Genomic DNA, 19,115 nt, shown 5'->3' with positions numbered 1-19,115 from the left:
GACGTTAAGAATCCGTATCTTCGAGTGCCCACACAGATTGTCTGATAAATTGTTAAAGAGCAGTGCCGCTTCGCTTTTTCTCAGCGGCGCGGGGTGTGCATATTACGCTTTCCCGCTTCAGAGTCAAGCGTTTATTTTCGCTTTTCTCCGTGAGGTTCTGGTCTGAACCCCGCTGACCCGGCGGCCTGTGTGCCGTTGTTCCGTGTCAGTGGTGGCGCATTATAGGGAGTTATTTCTGCCTGACAAGAGGAAATTTAAAATAATTTCTCAAGTGCCTGGTATTTACCCAAAACGCCATTAAACCGCTAGTTTTTCGAGCGTTTCAAAGCCATAACGCTGTAAAACGGGTAATAATTGTTCAGCTCCTGGCGTCATTGCCATGCAATAAGCAATATTGGCATCGGTTGATTTCGCATCCGGCGCTTCATGTTCCAACAGCCAGGCTGTACGACGCGCTATCGCCGCGCCGGAATCCACTAACCGCGTCCCTTCGGGCAGGACTTGCAAAAGCTCGTCCCGTAATAGAGGGAAATGCGTACACCCCAGAACGACCGTATCAGGCGGCTCCGGCATTCGTAGCCATGGGCGTAATATGCGGCGCAGTTCTTCCAGCGATACCGAGTCGCCATGTAGTTTAGCTTCCGCCAGTTCCACCAGTTCTGCCGACCCCAACATCGCTATTTGACATTCATTGGCGAAGCGCGCAATCAGCTCGTGAGTATAAGGACGTTTGACCGTCGCTCTCGTCGCCAGTAGCCCAACGACGCCATTGGCGGTCAGCCGCGCCGCTGGTTTAATCGCAGGTACAACGCCCACCACCGGGAAGGCAAACTTTTCACGTAATGCGGGAAGTGAGACCGTACTGGCGGTATTGCAGGCAATCACCGCCAGTGAAAGGGGATAGCGCTGCTGTACCGCAGTCACAATCTCGACAACGCGCTCGACGATAAACGTTTCGCTCTTTTCCCCGTAGGGGAAAGCCACGTTATCGAAAGCATATATATAGTGGAGATCCGGCAGGAGCCGCCGAATCTCATCATAGACCGACAATCCACCGACGCCGGAATCAAATACCAGCACGGTGGGACGTGGTTCAGAAGGTGTAGCTGCCAGACAAGGTGTATTCTCGTCCTGCAGTTTGGTAGCCATAAACTGTCTCGTAATCTTTGTCGAACAGGTTGGCTATTTTACCACGAACTGTCAGATGTGAGGTGACCGGATATGCAACCGTAAGATCCCATAAACTGACGCCGCCCATTTTTACTGTCCGGTATGGGTAAGCGGAGTAATCCGAATCATAGCGGGAACCAAGGTATTGATATGTCACCCCCCAGTCAAAATCGTAAACGTCCCAGTCAAGTTGATATTTTGCCATCTGTTTGGAACGCCGGGGTAATGGCGTATCGGTAATCGCATTACGCGCATCAACGTAATCATAACTGACCGTATGCGTTAACGGTCCGGTATCGAAATTCGCCGTCGCCTCAATACCTTTAATGCGCGCCTTACCTTCGTTGTAATATTTTTGCAGATGATCGTCATAATCGATCATGTCATTAATATCGTTACGATAACCTGAAATACGCCAGCTGACGCCAGCGGTTAGCCCTTCAAATGCGCCTTCCCACTGTTTACTCTTTTCAGGATTCAGGTTCGGATTACCGTAATAACCATACAGTTGGCCCAAATTAGGCGCTTTGTAGGAGGTTCCGTAGGAGGCAATAAAGCGATAACCTTCTATAAACTCCCATCCCGCGCTGGTTTGCCATGTACCATGACGACCAAACTGGGAGTTGTCATCACTGCGCGCCGCCGCTTCCAGAGTGAAGTCACCCAACTGTTGTAATCCTGTCAGGTAAACCCCGGTATTACGCTGGTCATATCCCTCGGGCACATAGCCGGTACCTGGCGTGGTAGTCTGTTTCTGCCAGTCTACGCCCGCCCCAACATTACCGTGCCCCACGACCACACTGTTGGTCCATTGAACATTGTACTGTTTCATCTCATCCAGCGTGGCGGAGGTATCATACCGGCCATAGTGCGGATCATAGTTGTAATCTTTACTGTGGCTATAGCTTGAAACCAGCTGAGACTGAATACGTTCGCCATTAAAGCGCAGCCCGGCGTCCCAGCTTTGGCTATAAAGTTTGCGTGTATCAATCAGCGGCGAGCCCGGCGAGTAATAGGCGTCGTAATCGGTACGGTTATCGTAGCCATAACCACGCACGAATCCGCTCCAGCGATCAGAAAAGGTATGCTCTAACGCGCCATAAAGCGTTTTACTCAAAAAGCCGTCCCGGTCAGGCTGCGCCTGCATCCCGGTACCGCCTTTCGCTACCACGTCAAACCCTTTGGTGTATTCGTAATCGCCGATCAACGTCGCCCGCGTATTTTCGCCAAGTTGCTGTTGCGTCGAGAGGTCGTAATTCTGGTAGCTATTGCTTCCCCATCCAGCGGTTAATTCTGTGCCTGGGTTATCGCGCGTCGTAATGATATTCACTACACCGCCGATAGCATCGGAACCATAAATAGCGGAACGCGGACCACGAATATATTCAATGCGCTGTACCAGCGACACCGGGAATTGGCTGAGATCGGCGGACCCGCTCACGCCTGCTAAATTCAGACGCACGCCGTCAATCAATACCAGTACATGGCTGGAGTTGGTGCCGCGAATGAAAATGGAGGAGTTTTGTCCGGCGCCGCCGCTCTGCGCAATATCGACGCCAGGCAAACGGCGCAGAACATCATTTACGGAGGTCGATTGCCAGCGTTCAATATCCTGACGCGTCACGATGGTAACGGGCGCCAGAACCGCACTGCGCGGCTGCTGAAAACGGTTGGCGGTAACAACCAGGGTATCCGGGCTAGTGTCCTGCGCCCAAGCGGAAAAGGCCGTGACGGAGAACGCCGTCAGCAGCGTAGCTTTTTTAATCATTGTAAAGCATCCACAATATAAGAAGGATGCCGCAGGCTTCATCGATAGTACGCGATGATGAAAAACCAGATGCGACGTTAGCCGGCAGGTCTTCGGGCTTGGAGGGTTATCCGTTGGCTGGATAGCAGAAATGATGACTTCCCGCCGGAGGCAGTGTCTGCTTACGCTCTCATCTCACCTTTCCTTACCGCTGCGCGTCAGCTCCAGATTTTCACTGGATTCCCTATTAACTCACAGGACCGGCCCACGGATGCTACCGTCTGTCACAACACCCTGTCCAGACCGCGCATCACAAATCAGAAATCATCAATAGCTGGACATCCACTGAGCAATCCCTACAATCCCCGCGTACTTTTATTATTCAGGATGCGATATGACCCCCGAACATCTTCCGACAGAACAGTATGAGGCGCAGCTGGCCGAAAAAGTGGCGCGCTTGCAGAGTATGATGGCGCCGTTTTCTGGCCTGGTTCCGGAAGTATTTCGCTCGCCGGTCAGTCACTATCGTATGCGTGCGGAATTTCGCCTGTGGCATGACGGCGATGACCTGTACCACATTATGTTTGATCAGCAGACCAAAAGCCGGATTCGCGTTGACACCTTCCCGGCGGCCAGCCAACTGATTAATACCTTAATGAAGGCGATGATTGCCGGCGTGCGCGATAATCATGCACTGCGGCATAAGCTGTTCCAGATTGATTATCTCACGACCTTGAGCAACCAGGCGGTAGTGTCGTTGCTGTACCATAAGAAGCTGGACGAAGAGTGGCGTGAAGCCGCCACTACGTTACGCGATGCTTTACGCGCGCAAGGTCTGAACGTACATCTGATTGGCCGGGCCACTAAAACTAAAATCGAATTGGATCAGGATTATATTGATGAGCGTCTGCCTGTGGCAGGTAAAGAGATGATCTACCGCCAGGTCGAAAACAGCTTTACGCAGCCAAACGCCGCCATGAATATTCAGATGTTAGAGTGGGCGCTGGAGGTGACGAAAGACTCAAAAGGCGATCTGCTTGAGTTGTATTGCGGCAACGGCAATTTTTCTTTAGCGCTGGCGCGCAACTTTGACCGCGTGCTGGCAACCGAAATCGCCAAACCGTCCGTCGCTGCCGCACAGTACAATATTGCCGCTAATCATATTGATAATGTGCAAATTATTCGCATGGCGGCGGAAGAGTTTACCCAGGCGATGAATGGCGTTCGTGAGTTTAACCGCCTGCAGGGGATCGACCTGAAGGGCTATCAGTGCGAAACCATTTTTGTCGATCCGCCGCGCAGCGGTCTGGACAGCGAAACGGAAAAAATGGTGCAGGCTTATCCACGTATTCTGTACATTTCCTGCAATCCGGAAACGTTGTGCAAAAACCTGGAAACGTTAAGCCAGACGCACACGGTGTCTCGCCTGGCGCTATTCGATCAGTTCCCGTATACGCATCATATGGAATGCGGAGTATTACTCACCGCAAGGTAAAATGTACGTCGGATGGCCGGTTATACCGCCATCCGGCCTTCGCACACTATTCCGCGGTATCCTGCTTGCGGTTACGTAGTTTAAAGCCAATCCAGAATACCAGAATCACCGACAGCACCGCCGGGAAGAAATTAGAGCCAATATCCGGATATTCTGCACGCACCACGGTGCTATACAGTAAAACGCCAAGAATGAAACAGGCGGCGGCCAACCCCGGCAAACCTACCGGCATAGTACGATTTTGGTAGCGCTGATGCAGACAATATACCGTCAGCACCAGCGAGATAACCGGGAATACGGAGAACGGCACAATAGCGCTAAACAGCGCCGCGAATGTGCCGTTAATCGATAAGCCAGCGATGAGCGCCAGCAACAGCGTACCTTTATCTTGACCTGACTGTTTCATTACTCGTCCTTCACGTTATTCGGAATGATGTGCTATTTTCTCTTGCTCACGGCGATACCAGTAATACGCCCCTTTCGCAATCATGCGCAGTTGCAATACCAGCCGCTCTTCTAATTGCCGACGCTGTTCAGCGCCGATGTCCAACGCCTCTGCGCCCGCGCTAAAGACAATAGTCACCATCGCTTCGGCCTGGGCTTCAGTAAACGCGCGCGGCATATGGTTTTCGAGTTCCAGATAGTCGGCAAGTTCCGCAATAAAATGCTGAATCTCCCGCGCGACGGCGGCACGAAACGCCGCTGAAGTGCCGGAACGCTCGCGCAACAACAGACGGAAGGCGTTGGGGTTGTTGCCGATAAACTCCATAAATGTGGAGACCGACGTGCGAATGACGCTGCCGCCTTTTGCGATGCGCTGTCGCGCCTGACGCATCAACTGACGCAGCATCAGACCGCTTTCATCCACCATCGTCAGACCGAGTTCATCGACATCGCGAAAATGACGGTAAAACGACGTTGGCGCAATGCCCGCTTCACGCGCCACCTCACGCAAACTCAGGCTGGCGAAACTCCGCTCAGCGCTCAGTTGGCTGAATGCGGCTTCCACCAGCGAACGCCGGGTTTTTTCTTTTTGTTGCGCTCTAACACCCATCACAATGTCTGAATCCTTCCATATGCCTTATTCAGCACTATACCAGAGAATAAAAGTAACGGGTTCACACTGGATTGTGAATGATTGTTTACAGACAGTTTGTGCTCCGGCTTCGCAAAAAAGCACAACGATAATTGGGTTAAAGCCGGGCAAATGTTATCATCGTGTTTATTTTATGTATAAAAACAGGTGAGTAATACCATGCCACATTCCTGGGATTATGATGCAGTCGTCATAGGGTCAGGCCCCGGCGGTGAAGGCGCTGCAATGGGTCTGGTTAAGCAAGGAGCACGCGTCGCGGTGATTGAGCGTTATCATAACGTTGGCGGCGGATGTACCCACTGGGGCACCATCCCATCCAAAGCCCTTCGCCACGCCGTCAGCCGCATTATTGAATTTAATCAAAACCCGCTCTATAGCGACCACTCCCGTCTTCTTCGTTCTTCATTCGCCGACATCCTTAATCATGCCGATAACGTGATTAATCAACAAACGCGTATGCGTCAGGGGTTTTATGAGCGTAACCACTGTGAAATCTTGCAGGGCAACGCCCATTTTATTGACGAACATACCCTGGCGCTGGAATGCCATGACGGCACGGTTGAAACTCTGACGGCAGAAAAATTTGTTATTGCCTGTGGTTCGCGTCCTTACCATCCCAATGATGTGGATTTCTCGCATCCGCGCATTTATGACAGCGACTCAATCCTGAGTCTCCACCATGAACCGCGCCACGTTATTATTTACGGCGCCGGCGTTATCGGCTGCGAATATGCGTCCATCTTCCGCGGTATGGATGTGAAAGTGGATCTGATCAACACCCGCGATCGCCTGCTGGCCTTTCTCGATCAGGAGATGTCCGACTCTCTCTCTTACCATTTCTGGAATAGCGGCGTGGTTATTCGCCACAATGAAGAGTATGAGAAAATCGAAGGCTGCGATGATGGCGTCATCATGCACCTGAAATCCGGCAAAAAACTGAAGGCTGACTGCCTGCTCTATGCTAATGGCCGTACCGGTAACACCGATTCGCTGGCGCTGGAGAATATTGGTCTGGAAACAGACAGCCGTGGACAGCTCAAAGTCAACAGTATGTACCAGACCGCCCTGCCGCACGTCTATGCGGTGGGCGACGTGATTGGCTATCCCAGTCTGGCCTCTGCCGCCTACGATCAGGGGCGTATTGCAGCGCAGGCGCTGGTGAAAGGCGAAGCGACCGCGCATCTTATCGAAGATATCCCCACCGGGATTTATACCATTCCGGAAATCAGTTCTGTCGGCAAAACCGAGCAGCAGTTAACGGCAATGAAAGTGCCTTACGAAGTGGGCCGCGCGCAATTTAAGCATCTGGCGCGAGCGCAAATCGTCGGCATGAACGTCGGCACGCTAAAAATTCTCTTCCACCGCGAAACCAAAGAAATTCTGGGGATTCACTGCTTTGGCGAACGCGCCGCCGAAATTATTCATATCGGCCAGGCGATCATGGAGCAGAAAGGTGGCGGTAACACCATCGAATACTTCGTTAACACCACCTTTAACTACCCAACCATGGCGGAAGCTTATCGGGTTGCGGCGTTGAACGGCTTAAACCGCCTGTTTTAACGCCTTGTCGAAATGGCCATCCATTGCGCCACGGATGGCCTCTGCCAGTTGCTCATAACGGCTACGCAGCGGCGATCCCGGGCGATAAACCAGCCCCACGGTACGACGCGGCTCCGGCTTAATGCATGGCAGATAAACCACGCCGTCGCGCTTACGCTCCTGCGGTACGGCCAGCGCGGGGAGTAGTGTAATACCACTGCCCGCCGCCACCATGTTGCGCAGCGTTTCCAGACTGGTTGCCCGGAAATGGGTATCTTCATCCGCTCCCGCTTCAAAACAGAACCCCATCGCCTGATCGCGCAGACAGTGGCCATCTTCCAGCATCAGCAATTTCTCGCCCGCCAGGTCGGACATCGGCACGCGATCGCGATTCGCCCACGGATGATCCTCATAAATAGCCAGCATCATGGGCTCATCAAACAGCGGCACTTCGATAAACGCCTCGCTCTCTTTCACCAGCGCCAGAATAGCGCAGTCAAGCTTGCCGCTATCGAGTTGCGCTAACAACTGATGCGTTTGCGCCTCATGCAGATACATTTCCAGCTTCGGGAAAGTCTGGTGCAACATTGGAATGATAAGCGGCAGCAAATAGGGACCAATCGTTGGGATTAAACCAATATGCAGCGGGCCGGACATCGTCTCGCCTTGTTGGCTTGCCATCTCCTTGAGCACCTTGACCTCACGCAGTACGGTACGCGCCTGATCCACCAGCAGTAAGCCCGCCTGGGTAAACAGCACCTTACGGCTCGTACGCTCCAGCAGCATAACGCCCAGCTCATCTTCCAGCTTACGTATTTGCCCACTAAGGGTTGGCTGGCTGACGTGACAGGAGTCCGCCGCTCGCCGGAAATGGCGATGTTCGGCTAACGCCACCAGATATTCAAGATCACGAATATTCATTATTCATCCTCCGTCGCCACGATAGTTCATGGCGATAGGTAGCATAGCAACGAACGATTATCCCTATCAACCTTTCTGATTAATAATACATCACAGAACGGAGCGGTTTCTCGTTTAACCCTTGAAGACACCGCCCGTTCAGAGGGTATCTCTCGAACCCGAAATAACTAAAGCCAACGTGAACTTTTGCGGACCTCTGGTCCGCTTTTTTTTGCGTAAAAAAGCCCGGCGTCGCTGATGCTCGGCCGGGCAGTATTACCTGATAGCGCTACGCTTATAAGGCCTACAACGCGAGGCGCGCCTTCGCATCGTCGATGGCCTGCGCCACCTGCTGCGGAGAAACGCCGCCTTTTGCCGCCCGTTTATCCAGACACGACTGCAAAGACAATATCGGATACACATCGTCGCCAATCACGCGGCTGAATTTCTGTAAATCGGCCAGCGGCAACGCTTCCAGCGGCTTACCCTGGCGAATAGCTTCTACCACCGCTTCGCCGACAATATGGTGCGCTTCGCGGAACGGCACGCCTTTCGCGACCAGGTAATCCGCCAGCTCCGTGGCGTTTGCATACCCCTGTTGCGCCGCGTCCTGACAACGTGGGCGTTTCACCTGAATACCGTCCAGCACCAACGCCGCCATATGCAGGCAGTCAAGCCAGGTATCGAGCGCATCGAACAGCCCTTCTTTGTCTTCCTGCATATCTTTGTTATACGCCAGCGGCAGACCTTTTAAAGTCATCATCATGCCGGTTAGCGCCCCTTGTACGCGACCGCACTTACCACGAATCAGCTCCAGCGCGTCCGGGTTTTTCTTCTGCGGCATTAACGATGAACCGGAAGTCACGCGGTCAGAAAGCTCTACAAAACCCGCTTCACCAGAATTAAAGAAAATCAGATCTTCCGCGAAGCGTGACAGATGCACCATGCCGATAGCCGCATCAGAAAGCAGTTCCAGTACGTGGTCACGATCGGACACGCTGTCCAGGCTGTTGCGGGTCGCAGACGTAAAGCCCAGCCAGCCTGCCAATTGTTCACGGTCAATTTCATAGGCCGTTCCCGCCAACGCGCCGCAACCTAGCGGACTCACGTCCAGACGTTTAAGCGTGTCCTGCAGGCGGCTTTCATCGCGCGCCAGCATTTCGACATACGCGAGACACCAGTGGGCGAAAGTCACCGGCTGCGCGCGTTGCAGATGGGTATATCCCGGCATTACCGCGTCCTGGTTCGCCTGCGCGGTTTCCACCAGCGCGCTCTGTAGCTGGCGGTTAGCGGTAAGCAGTTCCCTCACCGTCTCTTTGCACCACAGTTTCAGGTCCGTCGCCACCTGATCGTTACGGCTGCGTCCGGTGTGCAGCTTTTTACCCAACTGACCCACTTTGTCGATGAGCTTACCTTCCACCCAACTATGGATATCTTCCGCATCGCTTTGCAGGATTTGCTGCGGATTCGCGCGAACCTCTTCCAGCAGCACGTTCAGCGCTTCTTCCAACTGTCGTTGCTCATCGGCAGTCAGTACGCCTACCGTGACCAATGCTTTGGACCAGGCCACAGAACCGACAATATCCTGCTCCGCCAGACGGTAATCGAAGCGCAACGAATCATTGAATTGTTTAAACCGCTGGTCTGCCGCCTGTGTAAAACGCCCACCCCAAAGTGCCATAATAGACTTCCTTAAATTCTTCGAATTTCACTGCCGGATGGCGCTACGCTTATCCGGCCTATAATTTCTGTTCACGTAGGCCCGATAAGGCGCAGCCGCCATCGGGCGAACAAATAGTTAAGCCAGAATACGCGTGCCAATCGGCGTGCCGTTAAACAGTGCAGGCAATTGTTCCGCATGACGCCAGGAAGCAATATCCACCGGGCGACCCAGCGCCCGCGCAGCATCGAGAGCCGCATTCACTTTCACAATCATCCCGTCGGTAATAATGCCCTGGTCGATAAGCTGCTCGGCTTTGGACGCCGTCATTTCGGCGATACGCTGGCCTTTGCCGTCCAGAATACCGCTCACGTCAGAAAGCAGGATCAGATCGGCCCCCAGCGTCGCCGCCAGCGCGGTTGCCGCCTGATCGGCGTTGACGTTCATCAGTTGGCCGTCGTCTGTTACGCCAATGGAGCTGACCACCGGCAGAAAGCCGTTTTCCAGCAGCATGTTAATCAGCTTCGGCGACCCCGGCTGCGCCAGCCCGACGTGGCCTAACGCTTCATCGAGTTGGGTCACGTTTACGCTGTCGCCATCGCCCAGAAACAGACCAACAGAGGCGATATGGTGTTTCTTCGCCCAGGCCAGCAGAGTCTTGTTAGCGGTTCCCGCCAGCGCGCCGGTAATGATGCCAATCTGATCGGCAGGCGTCACGCGCAGGCCGTCTTTCTTTTTCACTGGCAAATTAAGCCCTTTCATCAGTTCATCCACCACGCAACCGCCGCCGTGAACAATCACCAGCGGACGCTGATGGGACTCACGATAGTTGACCAGCGCGGTAAAAAGACGTTCCAGAGCCTCTTCGCTATCCAGTAATACGCCACCCAGCTTGATAATTAATGGATTCATCATTTCACCCTTAAATAAGAGACTGCGTTTCAGCGAAGCCAAAACGAATATTAGCGCACTGCACTGCCTGCGCCGCTGCGCCTTTCAACAAGTTGTCTTCGGTTGCCACCACAATCAGATGTTCGCCCTGGACGGCAAAACCAATATCGCAGAACGGCAGCCCGACGACGTTCTTTAACGCCGGAACGCCTTTGTCATACAGGCGCACCAGCGGTTTGTCGCCATAGGCTTTTTGCAACACGTCGGCGACCTGCGCATGGGTTACTCCCGCTTTCAGGCGGCAGGTAATGGTTTCCAGAATCCCGCGCGGGAAATTCCCCAGATGCGGGGTGAAGATGACCTCCGCGCCCAGATGGGCGGCGATTTCCGGCTGATGACGATGCGTAAACACGCCATACGGTTGCAGACTCACTTCACAGAAACTGTTCGATATTGCCGCTTTGCGCCCCGCGCCGCTCACCCCGCTGGTGGCGTTAATTACCGGCCACTGCGTCAGATCCAAAAGCCCGCCGTCAATCAGCGGTTTTAGCGACAACTGCGCTGCGGTTGGATAGCAACCAGGAACCGCAATCAGATTCGCCGTGTTCAGTTTATCGGCATTCCACTCCGCCAGACCGTACACCGCCTGCTCCAGCAGCTCAGGATACTGATGAGTAAATCCGTAGTACTTTTCATAGAAGGCGCGATCGTTTACCCGAAACGCGCCGGAAAGATCGAATACGACGCATCCGGCCTGTAAAAATTGCGGCGCCAGATCGTGGCTCACTTCATGCGCTGTCGCCAGGAACACCACATCAACATCTGCGCTAAAGTCACGTACATCCGACATCGGTTGCAATGGCAGGTCGACAATCCCTTTTAACTGCGGATGTAAATCAGAAATTAACTTTCCTGCATCATTGCTTTGCGCTGAGACGGTCAAAGCGGTTATGGTCATATGTGGGTGGCGATTTACGTAGCTTACAAGCTCTGCGCCCGCATAACCGCTAGCGCCTACAATCAGCGTATTCAACATCGGGTTCCTTTATGCTCAACGTTAATGTATTTTTATTCATAATTAATGCATGAATATTGATACTATCATGACCTGAGGTGTGTCAACAATGAAAAACGTTTTACCGCCATTTATCGAGATTTACCGCGCTCTGATTGCCACACCGTCGATAAGCGCAACCGAAGAATCCCTGGATCAAAGTAATGCGTCTTTAATCACTTTGCTTGCAGGCTGGTTCAGCGATCTTGGTTTCAACGTAGAGGTTCAACCGGTTCCAGGAACGCGAAACAAATTTAATATGCTCGCCAGCACCGGACATGGCGCGGGCGGTTTGCTGCTGACCGGCCATACCGACACGGTTCCCTTTGATGACGGACGCTGGACGCGCGACCCGTTCACGCTGACCGAGCACGACAATAAGCTCTATGGTCTGGGCACTGCGGATATGAAAGGCTTCTTCGCTTTTATTCTGGACGCGCTACGTGACGTTGACGTCACAAAGTTGAAAAAGCCGCTCTACATTCTGGCGACCGCCGATGAAGAGACCAGCATGGCGGGGGCGCGTTATTTTTCCGAAACCACGGCATTACGTCCGGACTGCGCGATCATTGGCGAACCGACGTCGTTGCAACCGATACGCGCGCACAAAGGGCATATCTCTAATGTCGTTCGCGTCCTGGGGCAGTCCGGTCATTCCAGCGACCCGGCGCGTGGGGTTAACGCCATTGAACTGATGCACGATGCGATTGGCCATATCATGCAACTGCGTGACTCGCTGAAAGCGCGGTATCACTACGAGGCGTTTACCGTTCCGTATCCAACGCTGAATCTGGGCCATATCCACGGCGGCGATGCCTCAAACCGTATCTGCGCCTGCTGCGAATTGCATATGGATATTCGTCCACTGCCGGGCATGACGTTAAACGACCTTAATGGACTGCTTAACGACGCGCTGGCCCCGGTAAGCGAACGCTGGCCGGGCCGCCTGACGGTGGCGGAATTACATCCGCCGATTCCAGGTTACGAGTGTCCACCGGACCACCAACTGGTTGAAGTAGTAGAAAAACTGTTGGGAACAAAAACCGACGTGGTGAACTACTGTACTGAAGCGCCGTTTATGCAGACATTATGTCCAACGCTGGTGCTTGGTCCGGGCTCAATTAATCAGGCGCATCAGCCGGATGAATATCTCGAAACGCGTTTTATTAAGCCAACCCGGGAATTGATTACCCAGGTAGTACACCATTTTTGCTGGCATTAATGCATATTGCCCGGTGACACGATGTTTACCGGGCCTACCCCGTTTTGTACGGCCGGATAAGCGCAGCGCCATCCGGCATCTCTACGCCACATGTTCATAAGCATTTCTTATTTGGCACGATGCGAATTAACTTTAATAAATTACCGCCATTTTTTCGTTTGCTGAACCGATTTCGCAGTAATTGACGCCACGGGTTTTACGTGGCTTTATAAAGATGAGAAGTGATGTGAAAACGCTTGGTCCGAAAGATTTCGCGTTGCGGCAAGACGGCAAACGAGCACATCCCAGGGAGCTTACATAAGTAAGTGACCTGGGTGGGAGAGTGCAGCCAACGCCGCCGCAGCGTGAAAGATGCAGGACAATTACAACAGAGATGGGGTGTCTGGGATCATATGAACGAACAATATTCCGCGTTGCGTAGTAATGTCAGTATGCTCGGCAAGGTGCTGGGAGAAACCATCAAGGATGCGCTGGGAGAACACATTCTTGATCGCGTAGAAACAATCCGTAAGCTATCCAAATCTTCACGCGCCGGCAATGAAGCTAATCGCCAGGAGCTGCTCACCACGCTACAAAATTTGTCTAATGACGAACTGCTGCCAGTTGCGCGCGCGTTTAGTCAGTTTCTGAACCTGGCCAATACTGCCGAGCAATACCACAGCATTTCGCCAAAAGGCGAAGCCGCCAGCAACCCGGAAGTGATTGCCCGCACTCTGCGCAAACTGAAAAACCAACCGGACCTCAACGACGCAACCATCAAAAAAGCGGTAGAGTCGCTGTCTCTGGAGTTGGTGCTAACCGCCCATCCGACAGAAATTACCCGCCGTACGCTTATTCACAAGATGGGTGAAATCAATAACTGTCTGAAACAGCTTGATAATACCGATATCGCCGACTACGAACGCCATCAGGTGATGCGTCGCCTGCGCCAGTTGATTGCCCAATCCTGGCATACGGATGAGATCCGCAAGCAGCGTCCAAGCCCGGTGGATGAAGCCAAATGGGGCTTCGCCGTGGTTGAGAACAGCCTGTGGCATGGCGTACCTAACTATCTGCGTGAACTGAACGAACAGCTGGAAGAAAATCTCGGCTACAAATTACCGGTGGATTTTGTGCCGGTACGTTTTACCTCCTGGATGGGCGGCGACCGTGACGGCAACCCGAACGTGACGGCGGATATCACCCGCCACGTACTCTTGTTAAGCCGTTGGAAAGCCACCGATCTGTTCCTGAAAGACATTCATGTTCTGGTATCAGAACTGTCGATGGTCGACGCCACGCCGGAGCTGCTGGCGTTAGTGGGCGAAGAAGGCGCGTCTGAGCCGTATCGCTACCTGATGAAAAAATTGCGCGCCCGTCTGATGGCGACTCAGTCCTGGCTGGAAGCGCGTCTGAAAGGCGAGAAACTGCCCAAACCGGATGGCCTGCTGACGCAAAACGAGCAGCTCTGGGAACCTCTGTACGCCTGCTACCAGTCGTTACAGGCCTGCGGCATGGGCATTATCGCCAATGGCGAGTTACTCGACACGCTCCGCCGCGTGAAGTGTTTCGGCGTACCGCTGGTGCGTATTGATATCCGTCAGGAGAGCACCCGCCATACCGAAGCGCTGGGCGAAATTACCCGATACCTTGGTATTGGCGACTACGAAAGCTGGTCGGAAGCCGACAAGCAGGCCTTCCTGATCCGCGAGCTGAACTCCAAACGTCCGCTGCTGCCGCGTAATTGGGAGCCGAGCAACGATACCCGCGAAGTGCTTGAAACCTGCAAGGTTATTGCCGAAGCGCCAAAAGGGTCGATCGCCGCCTACGTGATTTCAATGGCGAAAACGCCGTCTGATGTGCTGGCTGTGCATCTGCTGCTGAAAGAGGCAGGTATCGGCTTTGCCATGCCGGTCGCGCCGCTGTTTGAAACCCTCGACGACCTGAACAATGCCGACGACGTGATGACCCAGTTGTTGAATATCGACTGGTATCGCGGGCTGATTCAGGGTAAGCAGATGGTCATGATCGGCTACTCCGACTCGGCAAAAGACGCCGGCGTTATGGCCGCGTCATGGGCGCAGTATCAGGCGCAGGACGCCCTGATTAAAACTTGTGAAAAAGCCGGCATCGAGCTCACCCTCTTCCACGGCCGCGGCGGCTCTATTGGCCGTGGCGGCGCGCCAGCCCACGCGGCGCTGCTTTCGCAACCGCCAGGCAGTCTGAAAGGCGGTCTGCGCGTGACCGAGCAGGGCGAGATGATCCGCTTCAAATACGGCCTGCCGGAAGTCACCGTCAGCAGCCTCTCGCTTTACACCAGCGCAATTCTGGAAGCAAACCTGCTGCCGCCGCCGGAACCGAAAGACAGCTGGCGTCATATTATGGATGAGCTTTCCGTCATCTCCTGTGAAACCTACCGCGGCTACGTGCGCGAAAATAAAGACTTTGTACCGTACTTCCGCTCCGCGACGCCGGAACAAGAGCTGGGCAAATTGCCGCTCGGCTCACGTCCGGCGAAACGTCGTCCAACTGGCGGCGTCGAATCGCTGCGCGCGATTCCGTGGATCTTCGCCTGGACGCAAAACCGCCTGATGCTGCCAGCCTGGCTGGGCGCGGGTACTGCGCTGCAAAAAGTGGTGGAAGACGGTAAACAAAGCGAACTGGAAGCCATGTGCCGCGACTGGCCGTTCTTCTCCACGCGTCTTGGGATGCTGGAAATGGTGTTCTCGAAAGCCGACCTGTGGCTGGCCGACTATTACGATCAGCGTCTGGTGGCGAAAACGCTATGGCCGCTGGGCAAAGAGCTACGAGACCTGCTGGAAGAAGACATTAAAGTGGTGCTGGCGATTGCCAACGATTCGCACCTGATGGCCGACTTACCGTGGATTGCGGAGTCCATTCAGTTAAGAAACGTTTATACCGATCCATTAAACGTGTTGCAGGCCGAATTGCTGTATCGTTCCCGTCTGACTGAAGAGCAGGGCAAATCGCCCGATCCTCGCGTTGAACAGGCGTTGATGGTCACGATTGCGGGCGTCGCCGCCGGTATGCGCAACACCGGCTAACGCCAAAAGAAAGCCGCCCTCACGCAGTTATGTGGGGGCGGCATGAAATACTGCTGTCATCCTCGTCATTTTTTCAATATATTCCTGTCTGCATTTTATGCATTTATAAATCTTTCTTAGCAAAACGTGCGGCATAAAGCAGGTTTGCTTCAGATTCTTTTAAGGTTCAGGCGTTACGTTTGGCGCTACGATTAAAGACAGGCTCTCATTATGCAATCCACATTACTCCAGACTAAACCCGCGTTTAGCTGGAAAGCCCTGGGCTGGGCACTGCTCTACTTTTGGTTCTTTTCCACCCTCCTGCAGGCCATTATTTATCTCACCGGATACAGCGGGACAAACGGTCTGCGGGATTCGCTACTGTACAGCTCACTGTGGCTGATCCCGGTCTTTCTGTTTCCAGCTCGCATCCGGGTTATTGCTGCCGTTATTGGCGTCGTACTTTGGGCCGCCTCGCTGGCGGCGCTGAGCTATTACGTAATCTACGGGCAGGAGTTCTCGCAAAGCGTGCTGTTTGTGATGTTTGAAACCAATGCCAATGAAGCCAGCGAATATTTAAGCCAATATTTCAGTCTGAAAATTGTTCTTGTCGCGCTGGCTTATACGGTGGCGGCGATTTTGCTGTGGACACGTCTGCGCCCGGTTTATATTCCATCCCCCTGGCGTTATCTGGTGTCGTTTGCCCTGCTGTACGGGCTGATCCTCCATCCCATCGCGATGAATACCTTTATCAAGCATAAGTCGATGGAGAAAACGCTGGATAGCCTGGCGTCACGAATGGAACCCGCCGCGCCGTGGCAATTTATTACTGGCTACTATCAGTACCGTTTACAGCTCGCCTCGCTGAATAAACTGCTGAATGAAAACGATGCCCTGCCGCCGCTGGCTAACTTCAAAGACCACTCCGGCGATGCGCCGCGCACGCTGGTACTGGTGATTGGCGAATCGACCCAGCGTGGCCGTATGAGTCTGTACGGTTATCCGCGCGAAACCACGCCGGAACTGGACGCGCTGCATAAAACCGACCCCGGGCTGACCGTGTTTAATAATGTGGTAACTTCACGACCGTACACCATTGAGATTCTGCAACAGGCGCTAACGTTCGCGGACGAAAAGAACCCGGACTGGTATCTGACGAAGCCATCGCTGATGAATATGATGAAACAGGCCGGGTATAAAACCTTCTGGATCACTAACCAGCAGACGATGACGGCGCGTAATACCATGCTGACCGTGTTCTCTAAGCAGACTGATAAGCAGTTCTATATGAACCAGCAGCGCACTCAAAGCGCACGCGAATATGACAGCAACGTGCTGGCGCCGTTTAAAGCGGTGTTAGCCGACCCGGCGCCGAAAAAATTCATTATTGTGCATCTGCTGGGAACGCACATTAAATACAAGTTCCGCTATCCAGAAAACCAGGGCAAGTTTGATGGTAAAACCGACCATGTTCCGCCGGGATTAAGCAGCGACGAACTGGAGTCGTATAACGATTACGACAACGCGAACCTGTATAATGACTATGTTGTCGCCAGCCTGATTAAGGACTATAAAGCGACCGATCCGAACGGTTTCCTGCTCTACTTCTCCGATCACGGTGAAGAAGTGTATGACACGCCGCCGCATAAGACGCAGGGACGAAACGAAGATTCGCCAACCCGTCATATGTATACGGTGCCGTTCCTGCTGTGGACCTCAGAGAAATGGCAAGCAGCGCATCCGCGCGACTTCTCACAGGATGTCGATCGTAAGTACAGCAGTTCCGAGCTTATCCATACCTGGTCGGACTTAGCGGGCCTGACCTATGATGGTTACGACCCGACGCGTTCCATCACCAACCCGCAGTTCAAAGAGACCACGCGCTGGATTGGCAACCCGTATAAGAAAAACGCGCTGATTGATTATGATACGTTGCCGTATGGCGATCAGGTCGGTAATCAATAGCCTATATGTTGCCCGATAACGCTAACGCGTATCGGGCCTGGCGTTCTTCTCTCCCGTAGTCCGGATAAGGCGCAAAGCGCCGCTATCCGGCAATAATCGCTTGAGGACATCGGTTTTCGACGTTACTGTTTCCTCTGTTTGCGATCGGCAGGGGATTATCATGTATCACGACGTCAGCCACCTTCTCTCCCGTCTCATCAACGGCCCGCTGCCGCTGCGCCAGATTTATTTTGCCAGCGCCAGCGGCCCAGCGCCGGAACTGGCGTACCAGGTGGATTTTCCGCGGCTGGAGATTGTGCTGGAGGGCGAGCTTACTGACATGAGCATTACCGCCCCGCTCATTCCTTGCGATGTTCTCTACGTTCCGGCTGGCGGCTGGAACATCCCGCAGTGGCAAACGCCCGTCACCACCCTGAGCATTCTGTTTGGCAAACAGCAGTTAGGTTTCAGCGTGGTCCACTGGGACGGTCAGCAGCATCAAAACCTCACGAAACAGCACGTTGCGCGCCGTGGCCCGCGTATCGGCTCTTTCCTGTTACAAACGCTTAATGAGATGCAGATGCAGCCGCAAGAGCAGCAAACAGCCAGATTGATTGTCGCCAGCCTACTAAGCCATTGCCGCGATCTGCTCGGCAGCCAAATCCAGACCGCCTCCCGCAGCCGCGCGCTTTTTGAAGCCATTCGGGAGTATATTGATGAACGCTACGCCGCGCCGTTGACGCGCGAATCGGTAGCACAGGCGTTTTATATCTCGCCAAATTACCTCTCGCACCTGTTCCAGAAAACGGGAGCTATCGGCTTTAACGAATACCTGAACCATACGCGACTGGAACACGCCAAAACGTTGCTGAAGGGTTATGACCTGAAAGTGAAAGAGGTGGCGCACCGTTGCGGCTTTGTCGACAGTAACTATTTCTGCCGCCTGTTTCGCAAAAATACGGAACGCTCGCCGTCGGAGTATCGCCGCCAGTATCACAGCCAGCTAACGGAAAAGCAGATTACTCCAGGATAAGGTGGGTATGTTGCGGCGCGGAAAGGAGTTTACGCACTGCGCTCATTACCCGCTGTGGCTCCCGCAAAAAAGCGCTGATCCCCGACTGGACATAGCGACTCCGGGTAAATCGTTCCACGCCCGCCAGCTCGATATCGGTAATGAGCAACACGACATCGGCACGGCGGATATCCTCTTCCGTTAAGCGGTTCTCTGTACCGAGTGCCCCTTGGGTTTCAATCTTGATGCTCCACTTCTCCTGCTGGCAAAGTTTTTCCAGCCGTTCAGCAGCCATATAGGTATGCGCTACACCGCTCACGCAGGCGGTCACTGCCACCAGATGCCGTACAGGTACTGCCATA

Annotated in this window: 15 protein-coding genes and 1 riboswitch; of the genes, 6 read left to right on the top strand and 9 right to left on the bottom strand. The window is 53.6% G+C overall.

Features of this window, described 5'->3' with window-relative positions:
* Window positions 1–297: 297 nt before the first annotated feature.
* Both murI and btuB read right to left on the bottom strand, forming a co-directional pair.
* Complete coding sequence (murI, locus tag ACLD11_RS10935) at window positions 298–1,149, bottom strand: glutamate racemase (protein WP_000201804.1); 852 nt, start codon at window positions 1,147–1,149, stop codon at window positions 298–300.
* Window positions 1,094–2,938 (bottom strand): TonB-dependent vitamin B12 receptor BtuB, encoded by a 1,845-nt coding sequence (gene btuB / locus ACLD11_RS10930; RefSeq protein ID WP_000591411.1) that lies wholly within the window; start codon window positions 2,936–2,938, stop codon window positions 1,094–1,096. Before btuB ends, murI begins: the two co-directional genes overlap by 56 nt.
* 65 nt (window positions 2,939–3,003) lie before the next feature.
* Window positions 3,004–3,197, bottom strand: a riboswitch (cobalamin riboswitch).
* A gap of 114 nt (window positions 3,198–3,311) precedes the next feature.
* On the opposite strand from btuB, the gene trmA reads away from it, so the two are divergent.
* Entirely contained in the window at window positions 3,312–4,412 is a 1,101-nt protein-coding gene (trmA, locus tag ACLD11_RS10925) for a tRNA (uridine(54)-C5)-methyltransferase TrmA (RefSeq protein ID WP_411012434.1), read from the top strand.
* Window positions 4,413–4,458: 46 nt separating this feature from the next.
* Here the strand turns inward: trmA and ACLD11_RS10920 are convergent, their stop codons facing one another.
* Both ACLD11_RS10920 and fabR read right to left on the bottom strand, forming a co-directional pair.
* Entirely contained in the window at window positions 4,459–4,818 is a 360-nt protein-coding gene (locus ACLD11_RS10920) for a YijD family membrane protein (protein ID WP_000813838.1), read from the bottom strand.
* Window positions 4,819–4,833: 15 nt separating this feature from the next.
* Entirely contained in the window at window positions 4,834–5,469 is a 636-nt protein-coding gene (gene fabR, locus ACLD11_RS10915; protein WP_000971958.1) for an HTH-type transcriptional repressor FabR, read from the bottom strand.
* Window positions 5,470–5,667: 198 nt separating this feature from the next.
* Here fabR and sthA point away from each other — a divergent pair, with 198 nt between their 5' ends.
* On the top strand, window positions 5,668–7,068 hold the full coding sequence (gene sthA, locus ACLD11_RS10910; RefSeq protein ID WP_001120789.1) for a Si-specific NAD(P)(+) transhydrogenase: 1,401 nt from the start codon (window positions 5,668–5,670) through the stop codon (window positions 7,066–7,068).
* Here the strand turns inward: sthA and oxyR are convergent.
* The 4 genes from oxyR to argC all read right to left on the bottom strand — a co-directional run bounded on the left by oxyR (window position 7,051) and on the right by argC (window position 11,534).
* Complete coding sequence (gene oxyR / locus ACLD11_RS10905; RefSeq protein ID WP_001025919.1) at window positions 7,051–7,968, bottom strand: DNA-binding transcriptional regulator OxyR; 918 nt, start codon at window positions 7,966–7,968, stop codon at window positions 7,051–7,053. The genes sthA and oxyR overlap by 18 nt on opposite strands.
* A gap of 283 nt (window positions 7,969–8,251) precedes the next feature.
* A complete protein-coding gene (argH, locus tag ACLD11_RS10900; RefSeq protein WP_001230052.1) occupies window positions 8,252–9,628 on the bottom strand; it encodes an argininosuccinate lyase in 1,377 nt (458 codons plus the stop codon).
* Between the two features lie 117 nt (window positions 9,629–9,745).
* A complete protein-coding gene (gene argB / locus ACLD11_RS10895; RefSeq protein WP_001575262.1) occupies window positions 9,746–10,522 on the bottom strand; it encodes an acetylglutamate kinase in 777 nt (258 codons plus the stop codon).
* 7 nt (window positions 10,523–10,529) lie between these two features.
* Window positions 10,530–11,534 carry an N-acetyl-gamma-glutamyl-phosphate reductase gene (argC, locus tag ACLD11_RS10890; protein ID WP_000935332.1) on the bottom strand — a complete coding sequence of 335 codons (1,005 nt, stop codon included), beginning with the start codon at window positions 11,532–11,534 and terminating at the stop codon, window positions 10,530–10,532.
* A gap of 88 nt (window positions 11,535–11,622) precedes the next feature.
* On the opposite strand from argC, the gene argE reads away from it, so the two are divergent.
* The 4 genes from argE to ACLD11_RS10870 all read left to right on the top strand — a co-directional run bounded on the left by argE (window position 11,623) and on the right by ACLD11_RS10870 (window position 18,774).
* Window positions 11,623–12,774 carry an acetylornithine deacetylase gene (gene argE / locus ACLD11_RS10885; protein ID WP_000800208.1) on the top strand — a complete coding sequence of 384 codons (1,152 nt, stop codon included), beginning with the start codon at window positions 11,623–11,625 and terminating at the stop codon, window positions 12,772–12,774.
* 392 nt (window positions 12,775–13,166) lie between these two features.
* Window positions 13,167–15,818, top strand: coding sequence for a phosphoenolpyruvate carboxylase (gene ppc, locus ACLD11_RS10880; protein WP_411012436.1), 2,652 nt, complete (start codon window positions 13,167–13,169; stop codon window positions 15,816–15,818).
* 210 nt (window positions 15,819–16,028) lie between these two features.
* Window positions 16,029–17,762 carry a phosphoethanolamine transferase CptA gene (locus ACLD11_RS10875; protein ID WP_023206337.1) on the top strand — a complete coding sequence of 578 codons (1,734 nt, stop codon included), beginning with the start codon at window positions 16,029–16,031 and terminating at the stop codon, window positions 17,760–17,762.
* Between the two features lie 160 nt (window positions 17,763–17,922).
* Window positions 17,923–18,774: a helix-turn-helix transcriptional regulator gene (locus tag ACLD11_RS10870; protein ID WP_000274596.1), complete on the top strand. Its 852-nt coding sequence runs from the start codon at window positions 17,923–17,925 to the stop codon at window positions 18,772–18,774.
* Here ACLD11_RS10870 and ACLD11_RS10865 read toward each other — a convergent pair.
* Window positions 18,761–19,114, bottom strand: a complete 354-nt coding sequence (locus tag ACLD11_RS10865) for a PTS fructose-like transporter subunit IIB (RefSeq protein WP_000290522.1) — start codon at window positions 19,112–19,114, stop codon at window positions 18,761–18,763. The two genes, ACLD11_RS10870 and ACLD11_RS10865, sit on opposite strands and share 14 nt — an antisense overlap.
* Window position 19,115: the final 1 nt, after the last annotated feature.

This window comes from Salmonella sp. 741265116_PST (assembly GCF_046567715.1).
Taxonomy (GTDB): Bacteria; Pseudomonadota; Gammaproteobacteria; order Enterobacterales; family Enterobacteriaceae; genus Salmonella; species Salmonella enterica.
Note: the sequence above shows the minus strand (reverse complement) of the source record. Positions and strands in the feature narration are given on the sequence as shown.

What these genes read in the sequence shown, in the direction of transcription:
- ACLD11_RS10870 (WP_000274596.1), top strand. Translation starts at nt 17,923, where the DNA reads ATGTATCACGACGTCAGCCACCTTCTCTCCCGTCTCATCAACGGCCCG.
- oxyR (WP_001025919.1), bottom strand. Translation starts at nt 7,968, where the DNA reads ATGAATATTCGTGATCTTGAATATCTGGTGGCGTTAGCCGAACATCGC.
- argE (WP_000800208.1), top strand. Translation starts at nt 11,623, where the DNA reads ATGAAAAACGTTTTACCGCCATTTATCGAGATTTACCGCGCTCTGATT.
- argH (WP_001230052.1), bottom strand. Translation starts at nt 9,628, where the DNA reads ATGGCACTTTGGGGTGGGCGTTTTACACAGGCGGCAGACCAGCGGTTT.
- ACLD11_RS10875 (WP_023206337.1), top strand. Translation starts at nt 16,029, where the DNA reads ATGCAATCCACATTACTCCAGACTAAACCCGCGTTTAGCTGGAAAGCC.
- ppc (WP_411012436.1), top strand. Translation starts at nt 13,167, where the DNA reads ATGAACGAACAATATTCCGCGTTGCGTAGTAATGTCAGTATGCTCGGC.
- trmA (WP_411012434.1), top strand. Translation starts at nt 3,312, where the DNA reads ATGACCCCCGAACATCTTCCGACAGAACAGTATGAGGCGCAGCTGGCC.
- argC (WP_000935332.1), bottom strand. Translation starts at nt 11,534, where the DNA reads ATGTTGAATACGCTGATTGTAGGCGCTAGCGGTTATGCGGGCGCAGAG.
- argB (WP_001575262.1), bottom strand. Translation starts at nt 10,522, where the DNA reads ATGATGAATCCATTAATTATCAAGCTGGGTGGCGTATTACTGGATAGC.
- ACLD11_RS10920 (WP_000813838.1), bottom strand. Translation starts at nt 4,818, where the DNA reads ATGAAACAGTCAGGTCAAGATAAAGGTACGCTGTTGCTGGCGCTCATC.
- sthA (WP_001120789.1), top strand. Translation starts at nt 5,668, where the DNA reads ATGCCACATTCCTGGGATTATGATGCAGTCGTCATAGGGTCAGGCCCC.
- ACLD11_RS10865 (WP_000290522.1), bottom strand. Translation starts at nt 19,114, where the DNA reads ATGGCAGTACCTGTACGGCATCTGGTGGCAGTGACCGCCTGCGTGAGC.
- murI (WP_000201804.1), bottom strand. Translation starts at nt 1,149, where the DNA reads ATGGCTACCAAACTGCAGGACGAGAATACACCTTGTCTGGCAGCTACA.
- btuB (WP_000591411.1), bottom strand. Translation starts at nt 2,938, where the DNA reads ATGATTAAAAAAGCTACGCTGCTGACGGCGTTCTCCGTCACGGCCTTT.